Here is a 26,169-nt window from a genome sequence, read left to right on the forward strand (position 1 = left end):
TGTGGCCGATGATAAGTGGTTATTCATAATTAATCGTGTATTCCGTTCCGTAACCACCGAGTAGACGGTGTACCTCATCACGGAGGCGGTTAAATGAGAGGTAGGCGTTCAAGGGCAGCCAGGCGTACTTCATTCGCCGCCACAGAGTCTCGATCAGGTTCAATTCTGGCCAGTAGGCCGATAGATACACTAAGTGCACGCGATGCGCCATCCACTCCAGTATCTTGCGCTTGAAGGCCTTGGGGCGATGCATGCGGGCATTATCGAGCACCACGATGGCTAAGGTATCGGGATGCTTCTGGGCGACAAGCTGATCAAATGCTTCAATCACGGTCTCCGTGGTCACCGTATCGGGGGTGGTGTGATAGATCAGCTTGCCGGTCTCTTCCTGTAAGCGAGTCTGCACGGATCGAATCTGATGAGGATGCTCAGCGACCAGTTCTTGCAGTTTCTCGTGGTGGTGTTCATCGAGGATCGGCATCCGCCCACTGCGCGGCTTGTCGATCAGCCCGTCGAGGCCCGAACTTCCCACTGTTTGAGCCATCGTGAGACAGCATCGCGGCGAACCTGCAGTATCTTACTGATCTGGTTGATGGTATGGCATTGATCACTCAACAAGGTGGCATGCGCACGCCGACGTAAGGCGCGCTTCTCACCATGCTGATAGGCCGATGTCAGCGTCAGTGAGAGGGGTACGAAGCGTCTAGCCAGATTCCACCCGTGTCAGAAATCCTGACATGGATAGTGCACGAAAATTTTCGATCAGGCACTTAGTTCGACTTGGCAGGGGTAGCGGATGGCTAACCTCGACACCTATCACCGCAAGCGTGACTTCACGCGGTCCCCGGAACCTCGGGGCGACAGCGGACAATGCCGTGGCACGTCTTGGTTCGTGATTCACAAGCATGGCGCCAGTCAACTGCATTACGACCTGCGTCTCGAAGAGAACGGCGTATTGCGAAGTTGGGCACTGCCGAAAGGGCCGAGCCTTGTTCCTGGAGAGAAGCATCTGGCAGTACAGGTCGAAGATCATCCTCTTGATTACGGTGATTTCGAAGGTGCGATTCCCGAAGGGTATGGCGCCGGTACCGTGATGATTTGGGACCGGGGGGAATGACATGTCACCGACAAGCATGATGACAATCAAATTGATTTCGAACTCGATGGCAGCAAGCTTAAAGGTGCCTGGACCCTCAAGCGCATGCGTGGCCGAAAACGCGATCCCCGGCAATGGTTAATGATCAAGCGTCACGACGACGATACCGCCCTTGTGCCCACGCGACTCGACGATATCAGCGTCGAGTCGGAGCGCTCGATGGCGCAGATCGCTGACGGGAAAAATGACAAACGCAATTAATCAAGGCGATTCAGCAGCAAGGATGATGCCACTATGCCCTCCATGTTTAAAAATTTATCCAAGCCATTAGGAGAGCTGTGGAATAATTAGTTGCGAATTTGTACACGGTTAAAGTTACCGACCATTTTATGGTGTAAGGCAGTACCGAGCTTTCTACGCTTGACGTTGTACCCTCGCTAAACTTGTAAGCTCCTGACCCAGCTGAGGGTGCGTAACCAAAGGAGGCATCATGAAAGCTGTCGTTTACCATGGAATCGGTGACATACGACTCGACGACGCTCCCGAGCCGGCCCTTAAAGAACCCACCGATGCGATCGTCCGGCTCACCTCGTCGGCTATCTGCGGTACCGACCTGCACTTCATTCGCGGCACCTTCGCCGATATGCAGGAGGGGCTGATTCTCGGTCATGAGGGTGTTGGCATCATCGAGGCGCTGGGCGAGGACGTACGCAACCTGTCCGTCGGCGACCGCGTAGTGATTCCCTCGACCATCGCTTGCGGCACCTGCTCGTATTGCCGCGCCGGCTATCATGCCCAGTGCGATAACGCCAACCCCAATGGCAAGCAGGCCGGTACGTCGTTCTTCGGCGGCCCTAAACCGACCGGTTCCTTTAATGGGCTGCAGGCCGAAAAGGCGCGCATTCCATTTGCCAACGTCGGTCTGGTCAAGTTGCCCGACGCAATCAACGATGATCAGGCAATCGCCATGTCGGATATCTTCCCCACCGGCTACTTCGGCGCTGAGTCGGCCGAGATAAGCGACGGCGACAGCGTGGCGGTGTTCGGTGCAGGCCCGGTCGGGCTATTTGCGATCGCTAGCGCCTTCTTGTTCGGCGCAGGTCGAGTATTCGCCATCGACGGCCATCAGGACCGTCTGGACATGGCCCGCGAACTCGGTGCCGAGACCATCAACTACGAGCGCGAGCCGCCGGTGGAAACGCTCCATCGGCTGACGGGGGGAATCGGCGCGGACCGTGCCATCGATGCCGTCGGTGTCGATGCTGAACACGCTCATCACGGCCAGGCGGCCAAGCGCAGCGACGTCGATGAGCAAGAGCAGGAGGCTCGCGAGACTGCGCCGCAGACCAACCCATCCGGCGATACCTGGCGTCCCGGCGATGCCCCCAGCCAGGCGCTGCAATGGGCGGTCGAGGGGCTCGCCAAGGCCGGTACGTTATCGATCATAGGCGTCTATCCACCCGATTTCCGCTACTTCCCCATCGGCATGGCGATGAACCGTAGCTTGACGATACACATGGGCAACTGCCATCACCGCAAGTACATCCCCAAGCTCATCGCACTGACCTTGGCCGGCAAGATCGACCCGGCCAAGATACTCACCCAGCACGAGCCGATGCCCGATACGCTGAGTGCCTTTGAAGCCTTCGATCGGCGTGACGAAGGCTGGGTCAAGGTGGCGTTATTGCCACACACCAGCTGAGTTGGTGCATCGACCAACTTGGCTTGCTATCGACAGTACCGATGCCCGGCCGGAGTGGTTTGATTAACGTTATTGGGTGACGGTTTGAATGTTAATGGCAATTTTTACGGAGATTAAAAAAGAAATCCCAGTCAGTGCTACTTGAAGATCAGTCCCCATCTTTTCCCGGTCGCCCCGGCCGGGATTTTTTTCTCTATAGGCGCCAATATATCGCGGGATTCCGTCGACTATTCCCATGCTGGAAAAACAATCTATACCGAGAAATGACGCCTCATCAGCGCGACCATGTCTTGTGCGCCTGGGGCGTCGGGTTTTTTGAGTTGCAGCATGAGTTGGGAGCCTGGCAAATTCGGTAGCTTCTGTTCCTTGGGGACCGCGCGAACACCTTTGGGGATCGTGCTTTTCCCGAGCACGCCGATACCGAGTCCTGCCTGGATGGCGGCTGCGACCCCCGCGATGCTGTCACTGGTGTATGCGATGCGCCATTCGCGTCCCGTCTCGTTCACTTGGTTCAACGCACATTGTCGCCACCAGCATGCTTGATCGAATAACACTAGGGGCAATGGGCCCGTGGTAGATAGATCGATGTTGTCGGCGACCACCCACCACGTTGGATCATATAGCAGCACTTCACCGCTATGGCGCTCATTGTCGTCCGCCACGAGAAGCGCCAGATCCAGGGCGTCTTCCTCGATGGCCGCTGCCAATCTATCACTACTGGCACTCTGCACGAGAAGCTCGACGCTCGGCTGGCTACGTTGGAAATGACTCAATAGCTGGGGCAGTTCGGAGCCGGAATACTCTTCTGGGATGCCGATGCGTAGGGGGCCTGACGCCATCTCGTCACTATTGAACATGGCGGCCGCGTCGCGAAGAGCATCGGCGGTACGTCGGGCGTGAGGTAAGAGCTTCTCTCCCGCTTCGGTGGGAATCACGCCAGTCCGCTCACGAACGAGCAGCGACATGCCGGCCACCGCTTCGAGTTGTTGGATCTGCATGCTGATCGCCGACTGCGTACGGTGCAGGCGTTTCGCAGCGCCCGTGAAACTACGTGCCTCCACGACAGCGGCGAAGGTCACCAGCCATTCACCTCGCATGTGCTCCATCATCAGGTTTCCTGATATTTAAGATAATATAAATTCGTTTTATTTATTATAGGCCCTCCACCACCCTGACTGCTATATCAACGATTCAGGGAGAAAACGATATGCGCCGAGTTGTTTCAGGCGTCTGGTGGCTGACTGCCCTCATGCTGTTACTGGGCTCTGTATGGCCCACGCCTAGTCTTGATCTGGCGATATCCGTGGCGGTGGAGATCATCACATTATTGCCTTTGATTGTGCTGGTGGCGCTGATGGCAGGATGGCTTGCGGTGAGCGCGATGGCGGAACGGTTTCGCGGTGTTATGAATAGTCGCCCGTGGCAGGCCATTTTCTTCGCGGGGTTGATCGGGACGGTAACGCCAGTGTGCGGCATTGCCAGTGTTCCGCTTGTCGCGGCGTTGTTGCGCCAAGGCGTTCCTATCGCGGCGGCGATGGCCTTCTGGCTGTCTTCGCCGATCACGGACCCGGGCATGTTGTTATTGACCGCCAATATATTGAGCTGGCCGTTCGCCATCGCCTTGTTGATCGCAGCCATGCTGCTGGGGCTTACGGCAGGTGCTGTCATGCACGGCTTGTGTCGGTGGCGGCCACAAGCGCAATGGGTACGCGAGGAGATATTGCAGGATACGGCGGCGCCGACTTGCGAGGCATCGACGCGCGAGCCTTTCTGGATAGAAACGCTCGCGACCTTTGCGCTTGTCCTACGCTGGCTGGCGTTCGCCTTGACGGTCGAAGCCTTGGTGCGCATGCATCTCGGGGAGGCGGGTTATTCACTACTGACAAACGTGGATAGTTTCTGGGCGGTGCCGTTGGCCGTAGGTATCGGCGGACCACTTTACATCGAGGGATACGCAGCGCTGCCCCTGCTGCGCGGGCTGATGGACATGGGGCTGACCCCGGGGGCGGCCATGGCGTTTCTGATTTCGGGTGCGGCGATCAGCCTTTACGCCGCCATGGCGGTATGGAGCCTGATGCGACCCGTCATTTTCGGGCTTTATCTGGCGTTGGGAATCGTTGGCGCCCTGGTGGCGGGTTGGGCGACGGATATCGTGGTCAACTTAAGCTAAGCGTGCCGTGGCTTCTTCGCGCGAGCAAGACAGTCAGTCTGTTGAGCTGCGTTAAAGGAGGGATTCAGAGTCGCCCTGCTTGGGGAATGAATTGTACGGGATACCATGCCTAGCCCCAACCTCCTCCCTGATGCACACTCATTCCAAGCGCTAACGCGTGGGAGGGGCGTGGATGATGTTACCGGGATTTCTATGTGCGACATGCGGGGTGCAGTATTCCGCGAGCGAGGCGCCGCCGTCGCGGTGTCCGGTGTGCGAGGATGAACGGCAGTATGTGCCGGCATCGGGCCAGCAGTGGACGACACCGGGGGTGTTAGCGGCGGGGTATACCAATACCTTTCGCGAGATGGCGCCGGATCTACTGGCGCTGGGCACGGTACCGAAATTCGCCATCGGCCAGCGGGCGTTCTTGCTGCGCACGCCTCACGGCAATGTGCTGTGGGATTGCCTGAGCTTGCTGGATGCGGCGACGGTCACGTTGATCGAGGCGCTGGGCGGGTTAAAGGCCATCGTCATTTCGCATCCACATTACTACAGTACCATGGCGAGCTGGGGGCGCGCGTTCGAGTGCCCGGTGTACGTGCACGCGGCGGACCGCGAGTGGATCATGGTGCCGGATGAGACGCTGCACCCATGGGAGGGTGAGACGTTGGAGGTACTGCCGGGGATAACGGCGCACTGCCTGGGCGGGCATTTCCCCGGCGCCAGCGTGCTGCATTGGGAGGCGCGTGGGCTATTGCTGACGGGGGACACGTTACTGATAACGCCGGATCGCATGGCGTCGTTCATGTGGTCGTATCCCAATAATATTCCATTGCCTGCCGATGAGGTGGCTCGTATCGGTGAGCGCTTGCGCGCACTGGCATTCGAGGCCGCCTACGCGGCATTCTGGGACAGCGAGATCACCGCCGATGCCAGCGCCATGGTGGCGTTGTCGGTAGCGCGTCATTGCCAGGCGCTGGAAGGCGGTAGGGAGAAGTGAACGCACGCCCGTGCAACACAATATGACAATCATGGAGCGCATGACATGAAGCTGTATCTCAAGCCGGGTAGCTGCGCGATGGCCGTGCAAATCGCGTTGGAAGAGGCCGAGTTGATCTACGAGATCGAGAAAGTGGATCTGGCCGCCAAGAAGACGGAGAGCGGCGAGGATTACCTGACGGTTAATCCCTGCGGTTACGTGCCCGCTCTGGTGCTGGACGACGGCGAGGTAATGACCGAGGCGGTGGCGGTGCTTCTCTACGTCGCTAACCTCGCACCGGAGGCCGAGATGGCGCCTTCTCCGGGCAGCAAGGCGTATTTCGAGCTATTGAGCCAATTGGTGTTCATCTCCACCGAGCTGCACAAGAACTTCAGCCCCTTCTTCAAGCCCAACAGCGGCGATACCTGGCGCAGCATCGCGCAGAAGAACCTCGAGACGCGGCTATCGCTGATGAACGAGCGTCTGGCGTCGCGTGACTACGTGGTGGGCGAGCGCTTCAGCGTGGCGGATGCCTACCTGTTCACGGTGCTCAGTTGGGGGCAGGTGGTGGATATCTCGCTGGACGCGTGGCCCCATCTGCAGCGTTTCGTAGCGCGCATCGCCGAGCGGGACTCGGTTCAGCGCGCGATGCAGGCCGAAGGCTTGAAGTGAGCGATCACTTGCGCTCGGCCCGTTGCGTTCAGCCGTGAACGCGGGGCTCGGCGTCGCTGACGTCGATATCCACCTCGACCATCATCCCAGGGCCGATCAGCTCGGTCGGCCCATCGTCGAATTGGATGCGCACCGGCAGGCGCTGGGCGATCTTGGTGAAGTTGCCGGAGGGGTTGGGATCCGGCAGTAGCGCGAACTGGCTGGTGGCGGCACGGCCGATGACGCTGACGTGGCCCGTGAAGATGGCGTCCGGGAAGGCATCGACGGTGATCGCCACCGGCTGACCGACGCGTAATTCGGCGATATCGGTTTCCTTTATGTTGGCTTTGACCCACAGCTTGTCGGGATCGTGCATCATCAGGATCGGCTGTCCGGCACTGACGTACTCGCCTTGATCAATCAGCGTCTTGTTGATCACACCGTCACTGGGGCTGGTGATGCTCAGGTCGTTCAGGCGCAGGCGCTCCTCGTCGCGTTTGGCTTGGGCGGTAGCAAGCTTCTGTTCGGCGATGCGCACTTGCTTTTTCAACACGTCGGGATTGGGCAGTGGCATCTGCGAGCCGTTGATGAAGCCCACCTGGGCGTTGTCGGCCAGGGCCTGGCTGACTTCCACTTCCTGCTGTGCCTGGGCGTGCTCGGCCTTGGACGCCTGATACGCATAGTAATCCTGATCGCGGCGTTGTTCGGATACCGACTTCTTCTTGTACAGCGTGTCAGCTCGCTTGAACTCGCGTTTGGCCTCGGTTAATCGTGCCTGGGCGGCTTTTTCGGCGGCCTGGCTGGCCTCGAGTTCCTGATGGGTCAGGTTCATACCGCCCTGTAGCTGCTTCTGAGCCATCGCCAAGCGTGCTTTTTCGTAGTCGAGCTGGGCGCGCTGTACGGCGACGTTGGCTTTGAGCGATGCCATCTTGCGCTCGTCGGGTTTGCTATAGAGTGCCGCCACGGCGTCGCCTTTCTTAAGCGTATCGCCCTCGGTGAGCGTGAAGTCGGTGACCCGGCCGTTCAGGCGGCTGCTAACCGTGATTTGATCGGCCATCACGCGGGCGTCCTGAGCACTGACGTGTGTCAGGCGATGGGCGATGGCGAAGCCGATCCAGATCAGGCAGAGCACGACGAGAAGCGCCAGCATCAGCCATTTTACGAGTGGCGGCAGGTAGCGTTTATGGATTTCCTGAGGTGTTGTGTCGTCGGTCATGAGGCAGTGTCCTTGGGTCGAAGCGAGCGTCGCGTAGATGTCGTGGTCACTTGGGATTCTTGGTCACTTAGGCGTCGTGGCGCGCCAGCGGCTGAGCAGAAGCGAGGGGATAGCCACTACGAACAGGCTTCCGGTCAGCACCCAGAAGCCATCTTGATAGGCGAGGATCGAGGCCCAGATGGTCTCGATGCGCTCCATGAGATACCCGGCCATGGCGCCTTGCTGGGTCGATGAGATGCCGAGATGGCTGGCCACCTCGGCGAGCTGGTGGAGTTGCTGCTGAGCGAGAGCGTTATCGGCATTGACGCCGGCGTTGAGCGATTGGCCGTGTTGCGCCGTCTGTCGGTCGAGCAGGATCACCAGCCCCGCCGTGCCCAGCGCGCCGCCGAGCTGGAGTGCGAAGTTGATGGCCCCGGAGCCGTGACCGGTCAGGTGCCGGGGCAGCCCGGCGATGGCGTTGGAAAGCGTCGGCGGAGGAAACGAGGCCATGCCGATGGAAAGAATGGCCATCGCTGTCGCCAAGTACGCGAACGAAGTATTCCAGTCCATCTGCGCCATCAGCCACACCGCATACATGGTGCAGGCCAGCCCCGGCAGCGTGAGACGATGCGGCGGATGGCGATCGCTCAACCAGCCGACCAGCGGCACCAGTATGCCCAGCACGGCGGTTGAGGGCAGGAAGATTTGCCCGGCGGTGATGGGACTGTAATGCAGCACCGACTGCACGAATTGCGGCAGCAAATACATGATGCCGTAGAACGTACCGCCGAAAAGGAACATCGCCAGCGTGCCGACCACGAAGACGCGGTTGCGGAAGATCGCCAGATCCATCAACGGATGCCGGGAGCGATTCTGCCAGACCACGAAAGCGGTGCCGCAGAGGAGGGCGATGAGAATCAGCGTCGGCACGCGCGGGTCGTACCATCCCCAACGCTGGCCGTTGGAAAGCGCCGCCAGCAGAGAGAACACCGAGACAAACAACAGCACGACGCCGGCCCAGTCGAAGGGCGGGCGCGGACCCTTCTGCTCGCGTGAGGGCAGGAAGAAATAGCCCATGACCGCCGCCGCTACGCAGATCGGCAGGGTAACGAAAAACACATATCGCCAAGTGAAATGCTCGACCAGCCAGCCGCCGATCACCGTGGCCAGCGTCAGCGGCAGGCCCAGGCACATGCCGTACATGGCGGTCGCCATGCCACGCCCTTCGGGCGGATAGGCCGCAAAGAGTGCCTGCATGGCCACCGGGCGGATTAGCCCCGTCATCCCGCCCTGGATGACGCGCGCGGCGATGAGCATGCCCATGCCTTGCCCCAGACCACCCAGAATTGAGGCGGCGATGAACACCATCAGCAAGCCAATGAAGGTGGCGCGCTGGCCGACGGCGGAGACCAGCCACGGTGCGACGAGCAGGGAAACGGTCGTCGATGCCAGAAAGCCGGTGGACAGCCACTGTACCTGGGAGTCGCTCATGCCGAAGGCGCCCTTGATATAGGGAATCGCCACATTGACGATGGTGATCGACATGCCTAGCGCCACGAGCCCCAGCATCACCGTCAGAGTGACCCAGAGGCGGTAGCGGGGACCATAACGTTCGAAAAGTTGATCGACCTGCGTCATGCATGACCGCCGATAAAGCGGAAACGGCGTCCCCTTGACGAGGGTGCCAACAAGAGAGAATGCAAAGCCTTGTCCTTGTGAATCGTGAGCGTTACGTATGCCAAGCGTGCTGTCATGAAAACCGCAAGCAGGCAAATCGATAACGTGACGATATTTTGTTAGCTAATCGATTATCGCGTGTTTGTATGACGTCTTTCAACGTGCCGGGGTGCGACAAAGACACGTCATGCGGCAGCCATCGCGGGCTCAGACGCGATATCGCGCCGAGCTGCAGACTTTGGTTTAACGCCTTTGGTCGTAGGGTGGGGATTCGGTGCCCGATCTTTCGGAGGTGTACGAGTCCAATAACTGAATAGCTATCACTTTTAGCCACAACACGCATTAGATGGCTATCGTTTCACGGATTAGGTTGGCGTTGGGCGGTGTGGCAGTCTGTTGACGGGCAGGCCTGATATACTCTTTCGTCATGATGCTGCGACCCAATAAGGCTAACGCATGACGCAGGATTGGCTGCGCAGGGGACTGCGCTTTTTGCTGTTCGTGATACTCGGCTTCGTGGGGCTATCGGTGCTCCTGGTGCTGGTGTTTCGCGTGGTGCCGGTATTCGGTTCGATGGTGATGCTGGAGCGTAAGGTCGAGTCCTGGGTGAGTGGTGAACCGATCACGATTCAGCAGCAGTGGCGGCCGTGGCCGTCGCTTTCCGACAATGCCAAGCTGGCGGTGATCGCGTCTGAGGATCAACGCTTTCCCATGCATTACGGCTTCGACTTCAACCAACTGCAAAAGGCGCTCAATGCCTGGTTCCATGGCGATAGCCTGCGCGGTGCCAGCACCATCAGCCAGCAGACCGCCAAGAACTTGTTTCTGTGGACTGGTCGCAACTGGATTCGCAAGGGCTTGGAGGCCTGGTTCACGGTGTTGATCGAGCTGCTGTGGCCCAAGGAGCGCATCCTTGAGGTGTATCTCAACATCGTCGAGTGGGATAGCGGCGTGTTCGGCCTTGAAGCCGCCGCTCAGCATTATTTCGGCGTGAGTGCCGGCCGTCTCTCGGTGGTGCAGGCCAGTCGCTTGGCGGCTATTTTGCCCAACCCGCGTGAGTGGAGTGCGTCGCGGCCGTCGGCGTACATTCAGCAGCGCAGCCAGTGGATCCGGCAGCAAATGCGTCAACTGGGCGGGAATGCCTACCTCGAGCGCTTATGAGCGAGCGACGCGATGTTGCCTCGTTCTCGCGGATACCATCGGATAAGGAACCTTCATGACTCCCATCTCCATTGCCATCGTCGGATTCGGCAAGATCGCACGTGACCAGCACGTGCCCGCCCTGCATGCGAATACGGCGTTCACGCTCGACGCGGTGGCCAGCCGCAATGCTTCTTTGGAAAGTGTCGCGCATTTTCGCGACATCCAGACCCTGCTCGATGAGCGCCCGGATATTCAGGCGGTCTCGCTGTGCGCCCCGCCGCAAGTGCGTTATCGCCAGGCGCGTGCGGCCATCGCTGAAGGCAAGCATGTGATGCTGGAAAAACCGCCGGGCGCGACCCTGAGTGAGGTGGAAGATCTGCGTGCCCAGGCCGAGCGCGCCGGGGTGACGCTGTTCGCGACCTGGCATTCGCGTTACGCGGCGGGGGTCGCTCAGGCCCGTGAGTGGCTCAGCGCGCGTCGTGTAACCTCGGTCAATGTGCAATGGAAGGAGGATGTGCGGCGCTGGCACCCTGGGCAGGAGTGGATCTGGGAAGCCGGTGGTCTGGGCGTGTTCGACCCTGGTATCAACGCGCTGTCCATCATCACTGCGATTCTGCCCGAACCGTTCTTTCTCACCCAGGGCGAGCTGGAGGTGCCCTCCAACCGGCAAGGTCCGATCGCGGCGACGCTGGCGTTCCGCGATGTTCATGATGCCGATATTCGGGCTGAATTAGACTGGCGCCAGGCCGGACCACAGACGTGGGATATCCACATCGAGACCGATGCCGGGCCGCTGTCGCTGACCCAGGGCGGCAGTCGCTTGACTATCGGCGATGAGGTGCTGCTGGAAGGCGGCGACGCCGAGTATCCCGGGCTCTACGCACGTTTTGCCGAACTCATCGGCAAGGGCGAGAGCGATGTCGATGTGGCGCCGCTTCGTCATGTTGCCGATGCCTTCCTGCTTGGCAAGCGCGTCGAGGTCGAGGCCTTTCGTGAGTGAGTCTTGGCATGATGAGTCCTGGCATGGGCAAGCGTTTCAGCGCTCGCGAATAAGCTCGCGCAGTGTCGACATTAACGCCGCCGCGCCAGGCGAAAGCCGCTGCTCGCGCAGGCTGACCAAGCCGTAGGGCTGCACGCTCAGTGCTTCAGGGAACGGCAGGATGCGAAAGCGCGGCTGGTCGCAGAGTAGATCCGCAACTTGCCGCGTGGTGACCGTCACGGTATCCGATTTATCGACCATGGCCAGCGCCACCAGGATGTCCGGCGTGTCGACGATTTGACGCGGCAACGCTACACCATGATGCAGGAACAGATGGTCGACCCGCTGGCGCATCAAGGCACCGGGCGGCTGCAACACCCAAGGGTAGTCGACCATCGCCGCCAGGTTCAGCGAATCGCGCTGGGCCAGTGGATGGTCGGCGCGGCAAACGAAGCACAGCGCCTCCTCGCCGATTTCCTCGAAGACGAAATCGCCCGCCGGAAGCGTCGAGGGAATCCGCGCGATGGCGAAATCGAACTCGCCCTCCATGAGACGAGGGATCAGCGCGTGGCTGACGTCTACGTCGATGCTGACCTTGAGGTTGGGACGGTCGCGATGCACGCGCTCCACCGCACTGGTCAGCAGTGTGACGGCAGGCGCCATCACCGTACCTACCGAGACGCTCCCAGCGCTACCTGCATGCAAGGCATTCAGTTCATCGCCCGCCTGATGGAGTGACGACATGATGCCGCGCGCATGTCGAATCACCGTTTCGCCGTACCAGTTGGGCGTGATGCCACGTGGGTGTCGATCGAACAGCGCGAGACCGAGTTGACTCTCCAGTTCCCCCAGCAGCTTGGACGCCGCTGGCTGGCTCATTCCTAGGCGCTCGGCGGCACGATGCAGATTGCGCAGCTCGTCCAGTGCGATGAATAGCTGTAAATGGCGCAACTTTAGTCGCACCTTCATGAACCAGTCGGTGGGCAAGGAGCTCATGGTGTCTGGCCTCAGGCGAAAGTAATAACAAAATATATATCGTTTTTCCTGTCAAGTGGCATTAGTCGGTTATTTCGCTGATGCCTATTGTTCAGACTGTTAAGAAACCTGTTTCGCAGCACAACAACAACCCCTCGAGGGCTACAGGAGACGCCGAATGTCATTCACGACACCGATGACGCGCAAGCTACTGGGAATGGCCGTGGGCCTGGCGCTGAGCGCCGGACCACTGACGGCACAAGCCCAGAGCGACGATGAAATCACGATGGGTTTCATCGTCAAGAAACCCGAACAGGCGTGGTTTATCAACGAACAAGACGCCGCGACCAAGCTTGGAGAGAAAAAAGGCTTCGAGGTCGTGCGCTTATCGGGCGAGGACGGCCAGCAAGTACTGAGTGCCATCGATAATCTCCATTCGCAAGGTGCCCAGGGCTTCGTGATCTGTCCGCCGGATGTGCGGCTGGGGCCTGCGATCATGAACCGCGCCAAGCAGTACGGCATGAAGGTCGTGACCGTCGATGACCGCTTTATCGGCAGCGATGGCGAGCCTATGGAGAACGTGCCGCACTTGGGGATGTCCGGCTACAAGATCGGCGAGCAGGTCGGCAATGCCATCGCCGCAGAAATGAAACGTCGTGGTTGGGATCCGAAAGAGGTCGCGGCGCTGCGTATCACCAACTATGAATTACCTACCGCGAAAGAGCGTACCGATGGTGCCACGGCCGCATTGCTCGAGTCCGGTTTCAAGAAGGAAAACATCTTCGATGCCCCACAGCAGAATACCGACACCAGCAGTGCCTTTGCGGCTGCTTCGCCGGTGTTTGCCAAACGTGGCGATTTCGAGCACTGGGTGATCTATGCGCTCAACGAAGAAAGCGTGCTGGGCGGTGTGCGCGCGAGCGAGCAGTACGGACTCGACCCGGACCAGGTCATCGGGGTAGGCATCAACGGTTCCGGCGCGGCCTTTGCCGAGTTCTCGCGCGAGAAGCCCACTGGTTTCCACGGCACCGTTGCCGTGAGTTCGACCATGCATGGTCGCCAGTCAGCGGCCAATCTTTACCAGTGGATCACCGAGGGCGAGAAGCCGCCGGCCAATACCGAGACGACCGGCAAGCTAATGACGCGGGACAACTGGCAAGACGTACGGGAAGAGCTGGGCTTGTAAGACCGATGCCCGCGCCTCGGCGCGCGGGCACGCTTTTTTCCTTCAGGAGTTCCGTATGTCCGAGGCTTTTCTCCGTTTCGACGATATTACGGTCGAGTTCCCCGGTGTGAGGGCGCTCGACGGTGTGAGTTTTGCCGCGAAGGCCGGTGAGGTGCATGCCTTGATGGGCGAAAACGGCGCAGGAAAGTCGACCTTGCTCAAGGTTCTTAGCGGCGTCAATCGTCCTACCTCGGGCCAGTTGTGGATCAACGATCAGCCGTTTGTCTTTGCTAACGCGCGCGAGGCGCTGGCCCACGGCATCGCGATCATCTATCAAGAGCTGACGCTGTCACCCAACTTGTCGGTAGCCGAGAACCTGTTGCTGGGGCAGTTGCCGAAACGTGGCGGCTTCATCGACCGGCGCACCATGAAGACACGTGCCCGGGAGATTCTCGAGGAACTCGGCGAGGGCGAGATCGACCCGGCCACCAAGGTGCGGGAGCTTTCCATCGGCCAGCAGCAAATGATCGAGATCGGCCGCGCACTGTTGCGTGATGCCAAGATCATCGCCTTCGACGAGCCTACCAGCAGCCTTTCCGTTCAGGAGACGCGGCAGCTCAAGCGCATCGTCGCGCGACTGCGCGAGGAAGGGCGTGTGGTGCTTTACGTCACGCACCGCATGGAAGAAGTCTTCGAAATGTGCGATGCGCTGACAGTATTCCGCGACGGGCGGCATATACGCACGCACGAAACACTGGAAGGCGTCGATCAGGATACCTTGGTCGGAGAGATGGTGGGACGTCAGATCGACGATGTGTATGGCTTCCGGCAGCGCGCCATGGGTGATGTGTTGATGCACATCGACGCCTTGCAAGGGCCGGGAGTGCGCCAACCGGTGAGCTTTGAGGTCAAGCGTGGCGAGGTGCTGGGCTTGTTCGGCCTGGTCGGCGCCGGACGCAGTGAGTTGATGCGTCTGGTGTGCGGCGTGGAAAAGGCCAACCAGGGGCAGGTGACGTTTCGCGGCAAAACCGGTGTCTTCACCTCGCCGCAACAGGCGATTCGCGCGGGTATTGCGATGTGCCCCGAGGACCGCAAGTCCCAGGGGATCTTTCCCGTGGCGAGTGTCGCCGACAATCTCAATATCAGTTGTCGGCGCTTCTTCAAGCGCTGGGGCGTATTTCGCCATGCCGGGCGCGAGGCCGATAACGCCAAGACCTATATCCAGCGCTTGAGCATCAAGACGCCGAGCCACCGCACGCCGATCAATACCCTCTCGGGGGGCAATCAGCAGAAGGTGATTCTCGGGCGCTGGCTGGCGGAGGAGATCGACTTGTTCGTGATGGACGAACCCACGCGAGGCATTGATGTGGGGGCGCGACGCGATATCTACACCCTGTTGTATGACCTGGCGGACCAAGGCAAGGGTGTGATCGTGATTTCCAGCGATCTCGCCGAGGTCAGCTCGATCTGCGACCGCATTGGCGTCATGCGCGATGGGGTTCTGGTCGACATCGTACCGCGCGAGCAGGCGACCCAGGAGCGCCTGCTGGGATTGGCGCTTCCGGCTTGAGTTGCCGACCAACTTTGCCGACCAACTGAGTTGCTCACCGCTAACAACATGAAGAGATTGATCACATGAGCACAGACAAACTGGCCGCTTCCGATACCTCGCCGACGGCACCCAAACCACGGGCCAAGGCGTTGCGTACATTGCTCGACACCTCCGGGTTGATTGCCATTTTTTTCGTCCTTTTTATCGCCTTGGCGCTTTTCGTGCCGGACTTTCTGACCGGTCGCAATATCGTCGGTTTGCTGCTCTCGGTAACACTGATCGGGACCATTGCGACCACCATGATGATGGTGCTGGCACTCGGCGAGGTGGACTTATCGGTGGCCTCCATCGTCGCCTTTACCGGCGTGGTGGCTGCCGTCGTGACCTCGACGTCGGGCAGTGTGTTCATCGGCGTTCTCGTGGGGGTGGGCGCCGGCGGCGCGGTGGGCGCCTTCAATGGTTTCGTGGTGTCCAAGTTCGGCATCAACTCATTGATTGCCACGTTGGCGGCGATGGAGTTCGTGCGCGGGCTGGCCTATATCACCTCCGGCGGCGATGCGGTCATGGTGACGGTGCCGGGCTTCTTTGACCTGGGCAGTGCTTCGTTTCTGGGACTGACGCTGCCGGTGTGGACCATGATCGCCTGCTTCGTGGTCTTCGGGATCGTGCTCAACATGACGGCGTTCGGGCGCAACACCCTGGCGACCGGCGGCAACGCCGAGGCGGCGAGCTTGGCCGGGGTCAACGTGCGGCGCCTGAAAATCACGGTATTTGCCCTGCAAGGCATCGTCGCGGGGATTGCCGGGGTATTGTTGGCCTCACGCATGGGACTGGGTGATCCCAATACCTCGATGGGGCTCGAGCTGGCGGTGATTTCCGCCTGCGTGCTGGGCGGTGTTTCGCTGTCCGGCGGCGTCGCCTCGATTACCGGTGTGCTGGTCGGCGTGCTGATCATGGGCTGCGTGCAGAACGCCATGGGGTTGCTTAACGTGCCCACCTTCTATCAGTACTTGGTGCGTGGGGCGATTCTGCTATTGGCGGTAATGTTCGACCGCTGGAAGCAAACGCGCCGCGCCAAGGGGTGACCTTTTTACAACGTTAGCTAGTAATCTTCGATGGGGGACGGCGCTTGGGCTATTGTCACCGAGTGGCGCCATGCCATCGACTCGATATTCAGGAGAGCGAACGACATGCAACTCGCACAAGCCATCAATGACAGTGGCGAACGTTTCGTCCTGGTCATCGACGACGATCCGACACAGGCGCGCCGCCTGGAAGGCGTGGAAAGCGTGCATGCCCTGGCGCTCATGGCGCTCGACCGCAAGATAGGACTGGCCGCGCTGATCAAGGAGTGGCCGGGGGATACGCGTGTCGACGCCGTGGCCTTGGCTGACAAGGGACGACTGCTGGCGCCGCTCGATCACCCCGATCCGGCGCACATGCTGGTGACCGGCACCGGGTTGACGCATCTCGGCAGCGCCGAGGGACGCGACAAGATGCACCGCCAGATGAACGAGGCAGATCAGAGTGAAGCGCCGCTCACCGACTCGATGAAGATGTTCCGCAAGGGCCTCGAGGGTGGCAAGCCGACCGGCGATGATTTCGGCGTGCAGCCGGAGTGGTTCTACAAGGGCGACGGCGGCATCGTCATGGCCCCAGGCGAGGCGCTACGCATGCCGCACTTCGCGCTGGATGGCGGCGAGGAGCCCGAAATCGCCGGGTTGTACCTGATCGACGACGACGGTTCGCCTCGTCGCATCGGCTACGCGTTGGGCAACGAGTTCTCCGATCACGTCACCGAGCGCGAGAACTACCTGTATCTGGCGCATTCCAAGCTGCGTGCCTGTTCCTTCGGGCCGACGTTGCTCGTCGATGAACTGCCCAGCGACGTACAAGGCACCTCGCGCATCCGGCGCGACGGTGACGTGCTATGGGAGAAGCCGTTCATCTCCGGCGAGGACAACATGTGCCACAGCCTCGCCAATCTCGAAGCGCACCATTTCAAGTACGCGCAGTTCTGTCGGTCGGGTGACGTTCATGTACATTTCTTCGGCACCGCGACGCTGAGCTTCAGCGATGGCATCAGCGCCCAGCCGGGGGATGTGTTCGAAATCGACGCCAAGCCATTCGCCTTGCCGCTGCGCAACCCGCTGGCCAAGGACGCCACCGCGCCGGTGCCGAGCGTCAAACCTTTGTAAGTCCGGTAGGTAAGTCCTGCAAGTAAGTCTCGCAGGCCCTTTCGACCCGATATACCTTTCGGCTCAACATAACAACGGCCGCTGGAAGATTCCAGCGGCCGTTGGTGTTAAGGCGGGGGTGTGGATCAATTCATCGCCTGCGGCAGGTAGAGCACGATCTCGGGGAACAGGTGCAGCAGTACCACGGCGAAGATCATCAACAGGAAGAACGGCAAGGTGGCACGGGTGATGGTGATGATGTCCTTGCCGGTGAGGCCTTGAATGACGAACAGGTTGAAGCCGACCGGCGGCGTGATCTGCGACATCTCCACCACGATTACCAGATAGATGCCGAACCAGATTAGATCGATGCCTGCGGCATCGATTAGCGGCATGATGATCGAAGTGACCAGCAGGATCAGCGAGATGCCGTCGAGGAAGCAGCCCAGCACCAGCAGGAAGAGCGTCAGCACCACCAGCAGCATGGTGGGAGAAAGGCCCATCGCGGCGATGTGGTTGGCCAGTTGCATGGGCAGTTGCGTGAAGCTCATCGCCGAGGACAGAAACGAGGCGCCGGCGATGATGAAGGCGATCATGCACGCAGTGCGTAGCGCAGCGAAGAGCGAATCGAGGAAGATGGTCTTGTTGAAATGACCATTGCCCCGCGCGATCAGCATCGACAGCACCACGCCCACGGCGGCGGCTTCGGTCGGTGAGGCGAGTCCGCCGTAGATGCTGCCCAGGATACCGCCGATGAGCACCAGCAGTGGAATCAACTGGGCGCTATTGCGAACCTTCTCCACGAGCGGCATGTGGGCCGCGCCTTCGCCGGCACGCCCTTGGCGGTTGCCGATCAGCAGCGACCAGCCGATCAGGTAAGTCATGAACAAGCCCAGCAACAGCAGGCCTGGCAAGATGCCGGCGATGAACAGCCTGGAGATCGACTGTTCGGTTACCACGCCGTAGACGATCATCATGATCGAGGGTGGAATCAACAATCCTAACGTCGACGCGCTGGCCAGCGTGCCGATGGCGGCATTGCTGTCGTAGCCGCGACGCTCCAGTTCGGGCAGCGTCATCTTGCCGACCGTGGCGCAGGTCGCCGCCGAGGAACCACAGACGGCGGCGAACAAGCCGCTACCGATGATATTGGAATGCAGCAAGCGTCCCGGCAGGCGATTGAGCCAGGGCGCCAGGGCACGAAACATGTTGTCCGCAAGACCCGAGCGAAACAGGATCTCGCCCATCCACACGAACATCGGCAGGGCGGTCAAGTCCCAGCCGTAGCTGGCGCCCCAGAAGTCGGACGCGAGGATCGGGCCGGGCGCGAAACTGCCGAAGAACGTCAGCGCGATCCAGCCGGTTCCCAGCAGGGCGAAGGCGATCCACACGCCGCCGCCGAGCAGCAGCGCGAGCGTCAGTATCGTGACGAGGCTGAGAGTCAGCATGACAGGGCTCCCTTCAATGAGTGGCGAATCATGCGTCACCGTCCTGTGGCTCGGGTGCCACATAGGAAGCAGGGGCTGTTAAAGCCGAGTGCAGGGTACCCAGCAAGGTTTCGAGGAGCGCCACGCACATCAATGCGATGCCGACGACGAGTACGCTTTGCGGTATCCATAATGGAATGGCGAGCAACCCTGAGGAGACGTCGTTGTATGCGAGGCTTTCGCGTACCAGACCAATCAGTTCCCAGGTGAGTAATAGGCTCAGGGCCAGGGCCACCAGCAGACAGAGGGACTCTACCCACACACGAGCGCGCGGCGGCAGGCGTGAAATGACGAGCGTCACGCGGATATGTGCGTGATGTGTGAAGGTATAGGCCATGCTTAGAAAGGTGGCGCCGACCAGCAGATAAGCGGCTATTTCCGAGACGCCTGGAATTTCGAGCCCCAGGCGTGCGCTGCCCACCAGAGCTAACAACGCGTCCAGGCAGCGCAGTAGCACTTGCAGTGTGACGATGGCGCAGATAGCCAGCATGCAGGCGGCGGCGCCCCAAGCGCCGAGGCGATAGAGCTTGTCGAGTCGATAGGTCATGTCGGTCACTCACGAATGCGAGGGTGAGGACGGAGCCCCGCTACCGCCGAGGGCGACGTGTGAGCGGGGCTTGCAGGTCTTGCTTCAAGGCACGGGTGCGTTATTCAGCGGCTTGGCGCTCGCGATAGCGGTCGATCAGCTTCTGGGCGCGCTCGCCGGCACGTTCTTGCCAGTTTTCGAACAGCGATTTTCCTGCCGCCTTGAGATCCGCTGCCAACTGCTCGTTGGGCTTGGAGATTTCGATGCCATGTTCCTTGAGCGCCTTGGCGCTTGCAGCGCTGTCCTCGCGGCTGGCTTGCCAGCCCCGACGCTCGGCTTCTTTGGCGGCTTCGAGCACGGCTTGTTGCGTCTTGTCATCGAGTCGGTCGAAGGCGCGCTTGTTGACGAACACGATGTTCTTGGGCAGCCACAACTGTGCGTCAGTGTAATTTGAGACGTAATCCCAGGCTGCCATCGACTCACCGGTGGAAACCGACGTGATCATGGCGTCGACGCGTCCGGTGCTGAACGCGGTAGGGATATCGGCTTCCTCGGTTTCGGTGGGCAAGCCACCCAAGTTTTCGATGAAGCGCTGCGTATTGATGTTGGGCGCACGCACGCGTAACCCCTTGAACTGCGAGGCATCGGTCAGTTTGAAATCGGTATAGATTCCCTGTGCCGGCCATGGCACCGCATACAGTGGCATCAGGCCTTCCTTGGCGAACATCTGGGTGATGATCGGTTTGGAGGCCTGCCACAGGTCATAGGCGTCTGCATAGCTGCTGGCGAGCCCCGGCAGCGTGTCGACCTCGTAGATTGGTGATTCGTTGGAGAGCGTAGAAAGGAATATTTCGCCGGCCTGTACGGTGCCGCGCCGCACGGAGGGCTTGATTTCGGAATGTGCGATCAGCGAGCCGCCGCTATGCACGTTGATGTCCAAGTCGCCATCGGTGGCCTGGGCGACGTCCTCGGCGAATTGTTGGGTGTTCTGGGTATGGAAACTGGCATCGCCATAGGGTGTGGCGAGATTCCATTGCGCGGCCATGGCGCCGCCGGTCACGCTGATTGAGCCTAGCGCTACTAGCCAGGCGAGAGAGTGCATCGTGCGCATGTTAGGTTCCTCATTGTTATTGAAAGGAGGTGATTGAATGCGTTGCTCAAAGCGCCTCGTAAGACAAAATCATTCTTCAAGTGGCGGCGTGTCGGCGTCAAATCGTTAATTCTGATGTCAAGTATCGACATAGCCTTTCATAGTGGTAGGTGATGAAAGCTTTCCGTGATCTTGGGCGTAATCGGCGGCGCACTGCTTGGCCAAGCGTGCCACGCTGGCGCAGAAGCTCGGGTAGTTGGAACGGCGCCAGATGGCGTCATAGATCATCGGCGGCAAGGGTTCTTCCAAGGGCAGGCGTTCCAGACTGCCGGCGTCCACGGCATCGCGTACCGTGGCGACCGGTAACACGCCGATGCCCAGCCCCTCGATGCTCATGCGCATGATGGTCATAAGCGTGCTGGTCGAGTGTATGCGTGGCGTGTCGATGCCCAGCGCGGTGAGGTAAGCGACCAGCTCGCTGTACGGCCGTGCCTGCTTGCTGAAGGAAATGAACGCCGTGTCAGCGAAGGTCGCCATATCGCCGTGGCGTAGTGTGGCGGCCAGCTCGGGGGCTGCGAACATGCCCATCTCGAAGGTGCAAAGCGGTGTCTGTATGACGGAGAGCCCCGGCGCCAGGCCATCCATGGCGAACAACATGTCGAGGTCGTTCTCGGCCATGCGTTGATGCAGGAAAGGTGAAATATCCACCATCAATTCGATGGTCAGCTGTGGGTAACGCTCGGCCAGGCGACGCATGAAAGTCGGACACCAGCTGCTGGCGATGGTCTCGATGACCCCCAGACGTAGCGTGCCGGAGAACGATTCCTCATCCTGAAACAGGCGCATGGCCTCGTCGCGCCCCTCGAGCAGGCGCTCGGCATGGGTAAAGAATTCGCGGCCACGAAGCGTCGGCTGCACGGGGCGTGCCGAGCGGTCGAGTAGCGACTCGCCAACGCTGTCTTCGAGTCGAGTGATGCGATCCGAGATCGAAGGCTGGGTGATGTGCAGCTTGGTCGCGCCCTTGCGAAACGAACCCAGGCGCACTACCCAGACAAAAGCCTCGAGTTCCTTGAAATCGAACATTGGTGATCCTGCACAGGTCGCCGCGCGATCCCCGCGCGGCGGAAGGGAAACGGCGGCGGGCACTACGTTTTCTTGAAAAGCTGCGTCTCGCGGTCCTTGAAGGCCTTGAACTCCAGGGCATTGCCGGAGGGATCGTAGAAGAACATGGTAGCCTGCTCGCCGGGTTCGCCTTTGAAGCGCACGTAGGGTTCGATCTCGAAGGCCACGTCATGCGCGCGCAGCTTGTCGGCCAGGGCCTGCCAGGCGGTCATCTCGAGAACCACGCCGAAATGCGGTACCGGTACGCCATGGCCGTCTACCGGGTTCTTGTGGCTGGCGACGGGGCTGTCTTTCAACGCGGGGTTGAGATGACAGACGAACTGGTGGCCGAAGAGGTCGAAATCGACCCAGCTCTCCGAGGAGCGGCCTTCGGGGCACCCCAGGAAGTCGCCGTAGAAACGCCGGGCTTCGTCGATATCGCGGACCTGCACGGCAAGATGAAAGGGATCGCTGACGGCCATGGAGACCTCCTCGGCATATGTTGTGATTGGTATTCGCGAGTCTCGATTCTTTAGCCCGGTGCTGTGCGGCGTCAACTGGTTTTCTTCGTCTTGGAGATGGTGAAAGGTTGCGCCGATATCCCGCATCACGAAAAACGATTGGACCGGGCCGCGCGGGCTTTCATAGAGTGAAGCGCCGCAACCGTGAAAGCCGACGACAATAAAAGAGGTCACGTTCATGTCCCTTCCGCTTCTCAACTGCGATATGGGAGAGAGCTTCGGCAACTGGAAGATGGGCCTCGACGACGAGGTCATGCCCTATGTCGATTGCGCCAATATCGCCTGTGGCTTTCATGCCTCCGACCCCGACATCATGCGGCGTACCGTGGTGTTGGCCGTGCAGCACGGCGTGCGTATCGGCGCGCATCCCGCCTATCCCGACCTGCAAGGTTTCGGGCGTCGCTCGCTGGCCTGTACGCCGCGCGAAGTCGAAGACATGATGCTGTATCAGATCGGCGCGCTGGAGGGCATGTGTCGTGCCGAGGGCACGAGCGTGAGCTACGTCAAGCCGCACGGCGCGCTGTACAACGATATGGCTCGCGACCCGGAACTGATGCGCGGCGCCATGCGTGCGGTACTGGCCTATGATCGCCGCTTGCCGCTGCTGGCCATGGCCACCGCGGATCCGGCACCGATGCGGGCGCTGGCCGAGGAAATGGGGGTCACGCTATGGTTCGAGACCTTTGCCGACCGTGCTTACGACCCTCAGGGGCGGCTGGTCTCGCGGCGCGAGCCGGGCGCCGTGCACCATGATCGCGAGACCATCGTGGCGCAGGCGGTGAGGCTCGCCAAGGGCGAAGCGCTGACCGCCAACGATGGCAGCACGCTGCATCTGGCCGCTGATACGCTCTGCGTCCACGGCGATAATGCCGAGTCGGTGGCCGCCGTGCACGCTATTCGCGACGCTTTCGATGGCCTGGCACGGGAGTGAGCCGGTGAACGACCCAAGTATCGAAACGGTGGGTATGGACAGTCTCATCGTGCGTCTCTTCGACAGCATCGACGAAGCGCACATGCCGTGGATGTTGGCCGCCGACCGCGCTCTGCGTGAGGCCTTTGGCGAGGCGCTGATCGATCTGGTGCCGTCCTACACCACGCTGCTGGTGCATTATGATATCCAACGCCTGGACCTGCAGGCCGCCCGTGCTCGGGTGAGTAAGGCGCTAGCTGGCCTGACGCCGGCGACGAGTGGTGAAGGCCAGCGGCATGTGATTCCGGTGTGGTACGACGTCAGTGTCGGCCCGGAGCTCGAGCGCATCGCCGAGCGTTTGGGCGTCAGCCACGAGGACGTGATCGCGCGGCACTGCGCGCGGGATTACAGCGTCTTCGCGCTGGGCTTCGCGCCCGGTTACGCCTTCATGGGGCGTCTCGACGATGAGCTGGCCACGCCGCGCCTGAAGACGCCACGCCAGAAAGTCGCCGCCGGCAGCGTGGCCATCGCCGAACGCCAGACAGCCATCTATCCCACGCTCTCGCCGGGCGGCTGGAACATCGTCGGACGCACGCCTGTGGCGCTGTTCGGCCGCGACCGCGAGGGTTACAGCCTGTTTCGGCCCGGCGACAAGGTGCGTTTCGAGGCAATTTCCCGCGAGGCGTTCATCGAACAAGGTGGCGACCCGACGCCGCTGGCCGAACGCGGCGATACCCCCACGGAGGCGAAGACATGAAGGGATTGATCGTCGAACGCGCGGGGCCGCTGGCGCTGCTTCAGGATGGCGGGCGCTTCGGAGTACGTCATCTCGGCGTGACCCAAGGAGGTGCCGCCGATTGGGTATCGCTGGGATGGGCCAATTGGTTGTTGGGGAACGCGGCGCAAGCGCCTGGCGTGGAAATTACCGTCGGCGGCTTGGTTCTGTATGCCGAGGACTCGGCGACGCTGGCCCTGACGGGGGCGGACTTGGGCGCGACGCTCGACGATGCGCCGTTGGTGCCGGGGACGCGCTTCACCATTACGGCCGGTCAACGTCTGGCGTTCGAGAGTCCACGCGTGGGCTTGCGCGCCTATCTTGCCTTCCCGGGCGGGCTCGATGCCACACCGGTGTTGGGCAGCGTGGCGAGTACGGTGCGCGAAAGCCTGGGTGGGCTCGATGGTCAGGGGAGGGTATTGGACGAAGGCGATTGCCTGACATGGGCAGGCACCGCCGGAGCCGAGCGCACGTTGCCCTCGGGCATGGGCACGTTACCTGGAGATGGAGAGCGTGTGACGTTGGCACTGGTGAGCGGTGCGCAGATCGCCGATTTCAGCGGTACCAGCGTGTTCGAAGCCTTCAATACACCGTGGCAGGTTGATCAGCGAGCGGATCGCATGGGCGTTCGACTGACCGGTTCTGAGCTGCGTTACTTGGGCGAGGGGATGGTCTCCGAGGGAATTCCGCTGGGCGCCGTCCAGGTGCCAGCCGATGGCCAGCCCATCGTGCTGCTCAACGATCGCCAGACCATCGGTGGCTATCCGCGCCTCGGCGCATTGACGCCGCTGGCCTGCGCGCGTTTGGCGCAATGCCAGCCGGGCACCGAGGTGTGGCTGACACCGGTGGCGGCGGGGCAGGCGCGTAACGCGCATCTTCGCCAGTTGATGTGCTGGCGCTGATGCACTGAGGTAGGGCATCCTCGGGAGGTTCTCGTTGCTTTCTTGTGCCATATCCCCTGGAGACTTGCATGCCCGCTTGCGTAACTTCCCCCGATACCTCAGCGCCTGCATCGACTGCCGCCGACTGGCTGGGCCGAGGCTACGCCGATGATCATAACGCCACTGCCGCCTCGGATACGCTGTTGATCAACGAACAGTCGCGCCTGCTCGAGCAGCAGGGGCGGCGCATCATCAAGTTCGGTTTCGGCCAATCACCATTTCCGGTCTTCGCCCCGGCGGTGGAGACGCTGGCCGAACATGCCGCCGACAAGGCCTATCTGCCGGTGCAGGGCATGGCGGCGTTGCGCGATAAGGTGGCGGCTTTCCATCGCCACATGGACGGTACTGACTGGCAAGCCGAACGCGTGTTGATCGCCCCGGGGAGTAAGCTGTTGCTCTTCGCGTTGATGAAGGCGCTACCGATCAGCGAGATATTGATTCCTGCGCCTGCCTGGGTGTCCTATGCCCCGCAGGTGCGGCTGGCGGGGCAACACGCGATGCGGCTAGAAACAAGCTTCGATAGCCGCTGGCTGGTCACGCCGGAACAGCTCGATCGGTATTGCCGTGAGCATGGCCCCGGCCTGCGGCTTTTGATCCTCAATGCGCCCGGTAATCCCACAGGCCTGTCGTATGAGCCCGAGATGCAGCGTGAACTGGCTGCGGTCGCCAAGCGCCATGGCGTGCTGGTGCTCGCTGACGAGATTTACGGGCCGCTTCATCATCGCGGGGAACATCGCCCCTTCGCACTCGATTATCCCGAAGGTACTTTGACCACCAGCGGGCTTTCCAAATGGTGCGGCGCGGGCGGCTGGCGCTTGGGCGTGTTGAATGTGCCCGAAGCGTTGGGCGATGAGTTGCTCACGCGTTTGTTGGGTATCGCCTCGGAAACCTGGTCGAGCGTGGCGAGTCCGGTCCAGGCGGCGGCGATCACTGCGTATAGTGTCACGCCAGCGCTGGAGGAGTATCTCGAGACCCAGCGGCAGTGGCTGAGCACGATCGGACGCTGGTGCGCGCAACGCCTCGAAGCGGCGGGTGTGCGGACGCATGCGCCGGATGGCGGTTTCTATCTGTTCCCCGATTTCAGCACATACCGCGAGGTGCTTCGAGCGCGTGGGATTACCACTAGTACCGAGTTGACCGAGGCGTTGCTCGAAGAGGCAGGTGTCGCACTTTTGCCGGGCAGCGCGTTTGGCTGCGAACCGACGCAACTGACGGCGCGCCTGGCCTATGTAGACTTCGATGGCGCGGGCTTGCTAGAACGCGAGCCATCCGTCACCCTTGAAACTGCCATGGCTGATCCCGATATTGGCAGAGTATACGAAGGCATCAAGGCCATCGTAACGTGGCTTAACGCACGTTAAGAGATGACTTTTCA

At 60.8% G+C, this 26,169-nt stretch carries 25 protein-coding genes and 1 pseudogene; 16 read left to right on the top strand and 10 right to left on the bottom strand.

All coding sequences use genetic code 11. The annotated features are described in order from the left end of the window. Positions 1–19: 19 nt before the first annotated feature. A pseudogene (locus tag RVY79_RS10280) lies at positions 20–711 on the bottom strand (transposase). Positions 712–796: 85 nt separating this feature from the next. Here RVY79_RS10280 and RVY79_RS10285 point away from each other — a divergent pair. From RVY79_RS10285 to RVY79_RS10295, 3 genes are all read left to right on the top strand, one after another. Then, positions 797–1,117 carry a DNA polymerase ligase N-terminal domain-containing protein gene (locus RVY79_RS10285; protein WP_317464040.1) on the top strand — a complete coding sequence of 107 codons (321 nt, stop codon included), beginning with the start codon at positions 797–799 and terminating at the stop codon, positions 1,115–1,117. A gap of 84 nt (positions 1,118–1,201) precedes the next feature. Further along, positions 1,202–1,357 (top strand): hypothetical protein, encoded by a 156-nt coding sequence (locus RVY79_RS10290; protein ID WP_317464041.1) that lies wholly within the window; start codon positions 1,202–1,204, stop codon positions 1,355–1,357. Between the two features lie 229 nt (positions 1,358–1,586). Next, positions 1,587–2,798: a zinc-dependent alcohol dehydrogenase gene (locus tag RVY79_RS10295; protein ID WP_317464042.1), complete on the top strand. Its 1,212-nt coding sequence runs from the start codon at positions 1,587–1,589 to the stop codon at positions 2,796–2,798. Between the two features lie 251 nt (positions 2,799–3,049). Here the strand turns inward: RVY79_RS10295 and RVY79_RS10300 are convergent, their stop codons facing one another. Next, complete coding sequence (locus tag RVY79_RS10300; RefSeq protein WP_317464043.1) at positions 3,050–3,907, bottom strand: LysR family transcriptional regulator; 858 nt, start codon at positions 3,905–3,907, stop codon at positions 3,050–3,052. Positions 3,908–4,005: 98 nt separating this feature from the next. Between RVY79_RS10300 and RVY79_RS10305 the strand changes: the two genes are divergently transcribed. The 3 genes from RVY79_RS10305 to gstA all read left to right on the top strand — a co-directional run bounded on the left by RVY79_RS10305 (position 4,006) and on the right by gstA (position 6,601). After that, positions 4,006–4,968 (top strand): permease, encoded by a 963-nt coding sequence (locus RVY79_RS10305; RefSeq protein ID WP_317464044.1) that lies wholly within the window; start codon positions 4,006–4,008, stop codon positions 4,966–4,968. 172 nt (positions 4,969–5,140) lie between these two features. Next, positions 5,141–5,950: an MBL fold metallo-hydrolase gene (locus tag RVY79_RS10310; RefSeq protein ID WP_317464045.1), complete on the top strand. Its 810-nt coding sequence runs from the start codon at positions 5,141–5,143 to the stop codon at positions 5,948–5,950. 45 nt (positions 5,951–5,995) lie between these two features. Continuing rightward, entirely contained in the window at positions 5,996–6,601 is a 606-nt protein-coding gene (gene gstA / locus RVY79_RS10315) for a glutathione transferase GstA (protein ID WP_317464046.1), read from the top strand. Between the two features lie 28 nt (positions 6,602–6,629). On the opposite strand, the gene RVY79_RS10320 is transcribed toward gstA, so the two are convergent. Together RVY79_RS10320 and RVY79_RS10325 are read right to left on the bottom strand one after the other, a co-directional pair. Continuing rightward, positions 6,630–7,796, bottom strand: a complete 1,167-nt coding sequence (locus tag RVY79_RS10320; RefSeq protein ID WP_317464047.1) for an HlyD family secretion protein — start codon at positions 7,794–7,796, stop codon at positions 6,630–6,632. A gap of 63 nt (positions 7,797–7,859) precedes the next feature. Next, a complete protein-coding gene (locus RVY79_RS10325; RefSeq protein ID WP_317464048.1) occupies positions 7,860–9,413 on the bottom strand; it encodes a DHA2 family efflux MFS transporter permease subunit in 1,554 nt (517 codons plus the stop codon). 495 nt (positions 9,414–9,908) lie between these two features. Here RVY79_RS10325 and mtgA point away from each other — a divergent pair, with 495 nt between their 5' ends. Further along, positions 9,909–10,613 carry a monofunctional biosynthetic peptidoglycan transglycosylase gene (gene mtgA, locus RVY79_RS10330; RefSeq protein WP_317464049.1) on the top strand — a complete coding sequence of 235 codons (705 nt, stop codon included), beginning with the start codon at positions 9,909–9,911 and terminating at the stop codon, positions 10,611–10,613. Positions 10,614–10,668: 55 nt separating this feature from the next. Beyond that, positions 10,669–11,595, top strand: coding sequence for a Gfo/Idh/MocA family oxidoreductase (locus tag RVY79_RS10335; RefSeq protein ID WP_317464050.1), 927 nt, complete (start codon positions 10,669–10,671; stop codon positions 11,593–11,595). Between the two features lie 36 nt (positions 11,596–11,631). Here RVY79_RS10335 and RVY79_RS10340 read toward each other — a convergent pair whose 3' ends face one another. Further along, positions 11,632–12,570 (bottom strand): LysR substrate-binding domain-containing protein, encoded by a 939-nt coding sequence (locus RVY79_RS10340; RefSeq protein ID WP_317464051.1) that lies wholly within the window; start codon positions 12,568–12,570, stop codon positions 11,632–11,634. 157 nt (positions 12,571–12,727) lie between these two features. Between RVY79_RS10340 and RVY79_RS10345 the strand changes: the two genes are divergently transcribed. The 4 genes from RVY79_RS10345 to araD1 all read left to right on the top strand — a co-directional run bounded on the left by RVY79_RS10345 (position 12,728) and on the right by araD1 (position 17,464). Then, positions 12,728–13,735 (top strand): arabinose ABC transporter substrate-binding protein, encoded by a 1,008-nt coding sequence (locus tag RVY79_RS10345; protein ID WP_317464052.1) that lies wholly within the window; start codon positions 12,728–12,730, stop codon positions 13,733–13,735. Between the two features lie 55 nt (positions 13,736–13,790). After that, positions 13,791–15,284 carry an L-arabinose ABC transporter ATP-binding protein AraG gene (gene araG, locus RVY79_RS10350; RefSeq protein ID WP_317464053.1) on the top strand — a complete coding sequence of 498 codons (1,494 nt, stop codon included), beginning with the start codon at positions 13,791–13,793 and terminating at the stop codon, positions 15,282–15,284. Positions 15,285–15,349: 65 nt separating this feature from the next. Continuing rightward, complete coding sequence (gene araH, locus RVY79_RS10355) at positions 15,350–16,351, top strand: L-arabinose ABC transporter permease AraH (protein ID WP_317464054.1); 1,002 nt, start codon at positions 15,350–15,352, stop codon at positions 16,349–16,351. A 105-nt stretch (positions 16,352–16,456) separates the two neighbouring features. After that, positions 16,457–17,464, top strand: a complete 1,008-nt coding sequence (araD1, locus tag RVY79_RS10360; RefSeq protein WP_317464055.1) for an AraD1 family protein — start codon at positions 16,457–16,459, stop codon at positions 17,462–17,464. A 125-nt stretch (positions 17,465–17,589) separates the two neighbouring features. On the opposite strand, the gene RVY79_RS10365 is transcribed toward araD1, so the two are convergent. From RVY79_RS10365 to RVY79_RS10385, 5 genes are all read right to left on the bottom strand, one after another. After that, positions 17,590–18,891, bottom strand: coding sequence for a TRAP transporter large permease subunit (locus tag RVY79_RS10365; RefSeq protein ID WP_317464056.1), 1,302 nt, complete (start codon positions 18,889–18,891; stop codon positions 17,590–17,592). A gap of 28 nt (positions 18,892–18,919) precedes the next feature. Beyond that, positions 18,920–19,477 (bottom strand): TRAP transporter small permease, encoded by a 558-nt coding sequence (locus tag RVY79_RS10370; RefSeq protein WP_317464057.1) that lies wholly within the window; start codon positions 19,475–19,477, stop codon positions 18,920–18,922. Positions 19,478–19,577: 100 nt separating this feature from the next. Then, positions 19,578–20,567 (bottom strand): TRAP transporter substrate-binding protein, encoded by a 990-nt coding sequence (locus tag RVY79_RS10375; protein ID WP_317464058.1) that lies wholly within the window; start codon positions 20,565–20,567, stop codon positions 19,578–19,580. Between the two features lie 117 nt (positions 20,568–20,684). Further along, entirely contained in the window at positions 20,685–21,629 is a 945-nt protein-coding gene (locus tag RVY79_RS10380; protein WP_317464059.1) for a LysR family transcriptional regulator, read from the bottom strand. A gap of 62 nt (positions 21,630–21,691) precedes the next feature. Continuing rightward, positions 21,692–22,129: a VOC family protein gene (locus tag RVY79_RS10385; protein WP_317464060.1), complete on the bottom strand. Its 438-nt coding sequence runs from the start codon at positions 22,127–22,129 to the stop codon at positions 21,692–21,694. Positions 22,130–22,346: 217 nt separating this feature from the next. On the opposite strand from RVY79_RS10385, the gene RVY79_RS10390 reads away from it, so the two are divergent. The 4 genes from RVY79_RS10390 to RVY79_RS10405 all read left to right on the top strand — a co-directional run bounded on the left by RVY79_RS10390 (position 22,347) and on the right by RVY79_RS10405 (position 26,155). After that, positions 22,347–23,099 (top strand): 5-oxoprolinase subunit PxpA, encoded by a 753-nt coding sequence (locus tag RVY79_RS10390; protein WP_317464061.1) that lies wholly within the window; start codon positions 22,347–22,349, stop codon positions 23,097–23,099. A gap of 4 nt (positions 23,100–23,103) precedes the next feature. Beyond that, positions 23,104–23,835 (top strand): allophanate hydrolase subunit 1, encoded by a 732-nt coding sequence (locus tag RVY79_RS10395; protein WP_317464062.1) that lies wholly within the window; start codon positions 23,104–23,106, stop codon positions 23,833–23,835. Further along, entirely contained in the window at positions 23,832–24,755 is a 924-nt protein-coding gene (locus RVY79_RS10400) for a biotin-dependent carboxyltransferase family protein (protein ID WP_317464063.1), read from the top strand. Before RVY79_RS10395 ends, RVY79_RS10400 begins: the two co-directional genes overlap by 4 nt. Before the next feature lie 68 nt (positions 24,756–24,823). Further along, on the top strand, positions 24,824–26,155 hold the full coding sequence (locus RVY79_RS10405) for a pyridoxal phosphate-dependent aminotransferase (RefSeq protein WP_317464064.1): 1,332 nt from the start codon (positions 24,824–24,826) through the stop codon (positions 26,153–26,155). Positions 26,156–26,169 lie beyond the last annotated feature (14 nt).

The organism is Chromohalobacter sp. HP20-39 (genome assembly GCF_033052815.1).
GTDB lineage: Bacteria > Pseudomonadota > Gammaproteobacteria > Pseudomonadales > Halomonadaceae > Chromohalobacter.

What these genes read in the sequence shown, in the direction of transcription:
- RVY79_RS10285 (WP_317464040.1), top strand. Translation starts at nt 797, where the DNA reads ATGGCTAACCTCGACACCTATCACCGCAAGCGTGACTTCACGCGGTCC.
- RVY79_RS10290 (WP_317464041.1), top strand. Translation starts at nt 1,202, where the DNA reads ATGCGTGGCCGAAAACGCGATCCCCGGCAATGGTTAATGATCAAGCGT.
- RVY79_RS10295 (WP_317464042.1), top strand. Translation starts at nt 1,587, where the DNA reads ATGAAAGCTGTCGTTTACCATGGAATCGGTGACATACGACTCGACGAC.
- RVY79_RS10300 (WP_317464043.1), bottom strand. Translation starts at nt 3,907, where the DNA reads ATGATGGAGCACATGCGAGGTGAATGGCTGGTGACCTTCGCCGCTGTC.
- RVY79_RS10305 (WP_317464044.1), top strand. Translation starts at nt 4,006, where the DNA reads ATGCGCCGAGTTGTTTCAGGCGTCTGGTGGCTGACTGCCCTCATGCTG.
- RVY79_RS10310 (WP_317464045.1), top strand. Translation starts at nt 5,141, where the DNA reads ATGATGTTACCGGGATTTCTATGTGCGACATGCGGGGTGCAGTATTCC.
- gstA (WP_317464046.1), top strand. Translation starts at nt 5,996, where the DNA reads ATGAAGCTGTATCTCAAGCCGGGTAGCTGCGCGATGGCCGTGCAAATC.
- RVY79_RS10320 (WP_317464047.1), bottom strand. Translation starts at nt 7,796, where the DNA reads ATGACCGACGACACAACACCTCAGGAAATCCATAAACGCTACCTGCCG.
- RVY79_RS10325 (WP_317464048.1), bottom strand. Translation starts at nt 9,413, where the DNA reads ATGACGCAGGTCGATCAACTTTTCGAACGTTATGGTCCCCGCTACCGC.
- mtgA (WP_317464049.1), top strand. Translation starts at nt 9,909, where the DNA reads ATGACGCAGGATTGGCTGCGCAGGGGACTGCGCTTTTTGCTGTTCGTG.
- RVY79_RS10335 (WP_317464050.1), top strand. Translation starts at nt 10,669, where the DNA reads ATGACTCCCATCTCCATTGCCATCGTCGGATTCGGCAAGATCGCACGT.
- RVY79_RS10340 (WP_317464051.1), bottom strand. Translation starts at nt 12,570, where the DNA reads ATGAGCTCCTTGCCCACCGACTGGTTCATGAAGGTGCGACTAAAGTTG.
- RVY79_RS10345 (WP_317464052.1), top strand. Translation starts at nt 12,728, where the DNA reads ATGTCATTCACGACACCGATGACGCGCAAGCTACTGGGAATGGCCGTG.
- araG (WP_317464053.1), top strand. Translation starts at nt 13,791, where the DNA reads ATGTCCGAGGCTTTTCTCCGTTTCGACGATATTACGGTCGAGTTCCCC.
- araH (WP_317464054.1), top strand. Translation starts at nt 15,350, where the DNA reads ATGAGCACAGACAAACTGGCCGCTTCCGATACCTCGCCGACGGCACCC.
- araD1 (WP_317464055.1), top strand. Translation starts at nt 16,457, where the DNA reads ATGCAACTCGCACAAGCCATCAATGACAGTGGCGAACGTTTCGTCCTG.
- RVY79_RS10365 (WP_317464056.1), bottom strand. Translation starts at nt 18,891, where the DNA reads ATGCTGACTCTCAGCCTCGTCACGATACTGACGCTCGCGCTGCTGCTC.
- RVY79_RS10370 (WP_317464057.1), bottom strand. Translation starts at nt 19,477, where the DNA reads ATGACCTATCGACTCGACAAGCTCTATCGCCTCGGCGCTTGGGGCGCC.
- RVY79_RS10375 (WP_317464058.1), bottom strand. Translation starts at nt 20,567, where the DNA reads ATGCGCACGATGCACTCTCTCGCCTGGCTAGTAGCGCTAGGCTCAATC.
- RVY79_RS10380 (WP_317464059.1), bottom strand. Translation starts at nt 21,629, where the DNA reads ATGTTCGATTTCAAGGAACTCGAGGCTTTTGTCTGGGTAGTGCGCCTG.
- RVY79_RS10385 (WP_317464060.1), bottom strand. Translation starts at nt 22,129, where the DNA reads ATGGCCGTCAGCGATCCCTTTCATCTTGCCGTGCAGGTCCGCGATATC.
- RVY79_RS10390 (WP_317464061.1), top strand. Translation starts at nt 22,347, where the DNA reads ATGTCCCTTCCGCTTCTCAACTGCGATATGGGAGAGAGCTTCGGCAAC.
- RVY79_RS10400 (WP_317464063.1), top strand. Translation starts at nt 23,832, where the DNA reads ATGAAGGGATTGATCGTCGAACGCGCGGGGCCGCTGGCGCTGCTTCAG.
- RVY79_RS10405 (WP_317464064.1), top strand. Translation starts at nt 24,824, where the DNA reads ATGCCCGCTTGCGTAACTTCCCCCGATACCTCAGCGCCTGCATCGACT.